The 3,732-nt window shown below is 43.5% G+C and carries 4 protein-coding genes; all 4 read right to left on the bottom strand.

What is annotated here, in order from left to right:
• Window positions 1-708, bottom strand: a 708-nt coding sequence (locus tag C1642_RS18425; protein WP_146035360.1) for an AMP-binding protein, incomplete at its 3' end; no start/stop codon positions are given.
• A gap of 40 nt (window positions 709-748) precedes the next feature.
• Entirely contained in the window at window positions 749-1,957 is a 1,209-nt protein-coding gene (pcaF, locus tag C1642_RS18420; RefSeq protein ID WP_103236722.1) for a 3-oxoadipyl-CoA thiolase, read from the bottom strand.
• A gap of 12 nt (window positions 1,958-1,969) precedes the next feature.
• Complete coding sequence (locus C1642_RS18415) at window positions 1,970-3,508, bottom strand: 3-hydroxyacyl-CoA dehydrogenase (RefSeq protein WP_103236721.1); 1,539 nt, start codon at window positions 3,506-3,508, stop codon at window positions 1,970-1,972.
• Between the two features lie 2 nt (window positions 3,509-3,510).
• Window positions 3,511-3,732: enoyl-CoA hydratase-related protein (locus tag C1642_RS20000; protein WP_228153998.1), on the bottom strand; the 222-nt coding region annotated here is incomplete at its 5' end.

The raw sequence follows: 3,732 nt of genomic DNA, 5'->3' as shown, positions 1-3,732 counted from the left end.
ATAAATATCGAGTGCTTTAATATTAAGGCGTTCTTCAATCTCACGGCGCAGTTCGTTGGTCCACGGCTCGGCACCAAAAATACCGACTTTTAAAGACGTATTACGTGCAGTACCAAATTGTTGCTCGAGCTTTTCAATAATGCTCACGCAATACGATGGCGTAACCATAATTGCAGTCGGTTTAAAGTCTTGAATAAGCTGAACTTGCTTTTCAGTTTGACCGCCAGACATTGGAATAACCGTCGCACCTAAGCGCTCGGCACCATAATGTGCGCCTAGACCACCTGTAAATAGTCCATAGCCATAAGCCACTTGAACCATATCTTTTGCGGTTAAACCCGCCATGCGTAAGCAACGCGCAACAATGTCCGACCAAGTATTAATATCTTTTTGGGTGTAACCCACTACTGTCGATTTACCCGTTGTGCCTGATGATGCATGTAAACGCACAATTTGCTCTTGCGGTACGGCAAACATACCAAACGGATAGTTGTCTCTTAAATCCTGTTTGGTGGTAAATGGAAACTTTGCCAGATCGTCTAAAGTCACGAAGTCATCAGGATGTACACCTGCATCATCAAACTTTTTCTTATAGACCGGACTATTTTCATATACAAAAGTCAGGGTTTGTTTTAACCGTTTAGTTTGCAGCTCTCTAAGCTCTGCAAGTGTTAATTGCTCAACATTATCCGTTGTAAGGCTGTCCATCGCCTCTCTCCTCATTATGTAATTTTAAAAACCGTCTAAATTAATTTAAGTTTTCCAAAATCAGTGCGACGCCTTGTCCAACACCTACACACATCGTGCAAAGTGCATAGCGTCCACCGCGTTTTTTTAGCTCACGTGTTGCGGTAATGACTAAACGTGTACCACTCATACCGAGCGGATGGCCTAACGCAATCGCACCACCATTTGGGTTAACGCGTTCATCGTCATCTTTTAAACCAAGTTCACGCATACAAGCCAAAGATTGGGCTGCGAATGCTTCATTCAGCTCAATCACATCCATCTGATCTAGCGTTAAACCTGTTTGCTTTAAAATTTTCTGTACAGCCGGAACAGGACCTATACCCATATATTTGGGTTCAACCCCTGCACTTGCAATGCCTATCACGCGTGCTAAAGGTTTTAAACCATATGTATTTGCAAATTCACGGTTGGTAATTAACACACACGCAGCACCATCATTTACACCAGAGGCATTTCCGGCAGTCACCGAACCACCTTCTTTTTTAAATGGCGCTTTTAGTTTTGCGAGTGCTTCAAGTGTCGTTTCACGCGGATGCTCATCGCGGTTCACCACAACTACGTTTTTCTTACGATCTACAATCTCGACAGGCAAAATCTCATCGTTAAAGAAACCGTTTTGTTGTGCCGCAGCCGTTTTTTGTTGGCTACGCAATGCAAACGCATCTTGGTCTTCACGACTAATCTGATATTTTTCAGCTATATTTTCGGCTGTTTCCGGCATGCTGTCGGTGCCGTATTGCGCTTTAAGTTGCTTATTTACAAAACGCCAGCCAATGGTGGTGTCATAAATCTCAGGTGTACGGCTAAACGCTTCGGTCGGTTTAGCTTGTACAAATGGCGCGCGGCTCATCGACTCAACACCACCTGCCAACACAAACTGCGCTTCGCCTGCTTTAATTGAGCGTGCTGCAAGGCCTACTGCATCTAAACCCGAAGCACATAAGCGATTGACGGTCATGGCTGGTACTGTATCAGGTAAGCCTCCTAACAGTGTTGCCATACGTGCAACGTTACGGTTGTCTTCACCTGCTTGGTTCGCACATCCTAAAAACACTTCGTCTACCGTATTCCACGGTAGGTTCGGGTATTTATCTTTTAAATATTTGATGGGCAATGCAGCTAAATCATCTGCACGTACAACACTTAGGGCACCTGCATATCGTCCAATTGGGGTACGAATAAAATCGCAAATTAAAACGTCTTCCATGTTGACTCCTGATTATGCAAATTCGGTCATATCACGTGAATATTGAGTAGCAATGTTTTGAGTTTTCGCTACATATTGCTTGAGGTAGATACTCGCGCGATATTTTTCCTCTCCATACAGTGCATATAAGTTATTTAAAGTTTGGAGCACATAAGCACCGCCCATTTGTGTCAACCACTGGTAAGGGCCTTTAGGATAATTCACTCCATATTTCATGGCATTATCAATATCTTCCAGACTCGCAACACCATGTAAACTTGCTTCACAGGCTTCATTAATGAGTAAAGCGATGGTGCGTAAGGTTAACAGTGCCGGATGGTCTTTAATCCACATCACGCTGATACCAAACTGTGCAAAGTAAGCCTCAACTTTAGCCAGATCACTTGCTTCACAAAGCTCGTTATGACTGAGCACCACAGCCTCCGCCTGCTCAAAATCATGGTGCCAATCCATTAAAACCACTTTACGGCTTAAGTAATGAATATTGGCCGACTCACCTTGGCTTAAGCGTAAGTCGATATCATCAATTTGAAGGATATTGTCGTCGCTCGCCGATCCGCTTTTTAAACCTAAACGCGTTAAAAACGCAGGTAGCTGAGACCAAGTCCCTTTTAGCTGAATATGAGCATCGATTGGCTTGGCAACCACAGCTTGAGGCTGAAATGTCTCGTACTGATTTTTTTCGTTATAACTATAAAATCCCTGTTTTGACTTACGCCCCCAAGCACCTGCATCGACCAATTCTTTTTGAACGAGGCTTGGACGGTAGCGTGGCTCGTAAAAGAACTCTTGGTAAACGCTTTGGGTTACCGAAAAGTTAACATCTTGCCCAATCAGGTCGGTAAGTTCACACGGCCCCATCGCAAAACCGCCACATTGCTTTAAAGCATAGTCTAGTCGGTCGTAGCTGGTGACTTGTTCTTGCAGTGCTCTAAAGCCTTCTGCATAAAACGGCCGTGCAATTCGGTTAACAATAAATCCGGGAGTCGACTTGGTGAGTACTGGAATTTTTTTCCAATTCAACATCAAGTTTTTTAGAGCCAAACATAAGCTGTTTGGTGTTTTTAAGCCTTGTACAATTTCAACCAGTTTCATGACTGGTGCAGGGTTAAAAAAGTGTAAACCCACTACGCGCTCTGGGTGAGCAATACCCGCCGCAATTGCAGTCACTGAAATTGAAGATGTGTTACTTGCAAAAATGGTTTGTGCACTACAAATTTCAGCGAGCTGTTTAAATAAAGACTGTTTAACTTCTTTTTTCTCAACGACCGCTTCAATAACCAAGTCAGCATCACGCAGTGCTTCAACTTGATTCACCACAGTTAAACGCGCTAAAGCTTCATCAGCTTGCTGTTGTGTGAGCTTGCTCTTTTCAACCAGCTTTTTAAATGTCTGCCCTAAGCCTTGAGTGGCTTGTTGCGCTTTTTGAGCGTCTAGATCATATAAAACAGTCGAGTGCCCATTAACAATGGCTAACTGGGCAATGCCGATGCCCATAGTGCCAGAACCAATAACGGCAATTCGGGCACGAGATAAGTCTAAATCTGTCATGCTTAGCGCCCTTTAAAATTTGGTTCACGTTTATTCATAAAGGCTTGTACACCTTCACGATAATCTTCGGAACGGCCTGCAATGCGTTGTAAATCTCGTTCTAACAGCATTTGCTCATCAAAAGTGTTATTGCTTGATTGATGAATGGCTTTTTTAATGAGAGATAGACCAAATGTAGGCTGTTTCGCTAAACGTTCAGCGAGTTCAGTCACTTTTGTTTTAAG

It is taken from the genome of Acinetobacter sp. AKBS16 (assembly GCF_002899995.1).
GTDB classification, from domain to species: Bacteria; Pseudomonadota; Gammaproteobacteria; order Pseudomonadales; family Moraxellaceae; genus Acinetobacter; species Acinetobacter baumannii.
The sequence above is the reverse complement of the archived record's forward strand: the minus strand, read 5'-3'. Positions and strand labels throughout refer to the sequence as shown.